This is a genomic window from Vibrio sp. 2134-1 (assembly GCF_033339495.1).
Map to the genome: position 1 here is coordinate 1 of NZ_JAWOUS010000672.1, position 598 is coordinate 598.

The window sequence follows — 598 nt, forward strand, 5'->3', positions numbered from 1 at the left end:
CGCGATATACCAAGATGGTTTGCAACCATTAAAACAGCATCTTTGTATTTAAAAATGCCTAGGCCATGCAGTCGCGTCACCAATTCACGGTTGCGTTTAGAAGGCGCAATGGCTTCATTTTCCCACACTTCTGTTTGCACGGTTTCTATCGTACTGATGATGGTTTCATCGATATTACGCGCAAACGTTTCTGGTGAGCGAGCTCCACCAACACAACACTCGGTGTGTTGCTGAGGCAGCATTGCCTTTAAAAACGCCTGCATCGGTGCATCCATATCCACGTTGATACACAGCAAACCAATCACACGATTTTCCCCGTTGCGGATCGCAACAGTGATTGACTTCATTAGTACGCCGCCTTTGGCACGTGTGAAGTAAGAACGTGAGAAATTACGCTCAGAGCCTTCAATGTCTTTCAGCATTTTTAGCGCTAAGTCAGTAATAGGCGAACCTACTTGGCGGCCGGTGTTTTCGCCATTGGCGATTTTGATTGCAGAGGTATTTAAGTCTTCTAGAGAGTGAAGAACGATTTCACAAAACGGACCGATCAGGCTCGCGATACCGTCCACGACCGCTTCGTAAGATCTCAAGATGATTT

General features: G+C 46.5%; 1 protein-coding gene. It reads right to left on the reverse strand.

All coding sequences use genetic code 11. The annotated features are described in order from the left end of the window. The coding region (locus R7R78_RS27880) for a transcriptional regulator (protein WP_225474822.1) at window positions 1-596 on the reverse strand (596 nt) is incomplete at its 3' end. Window positions 597-598 lie beyond the last annotated feature (2 nt).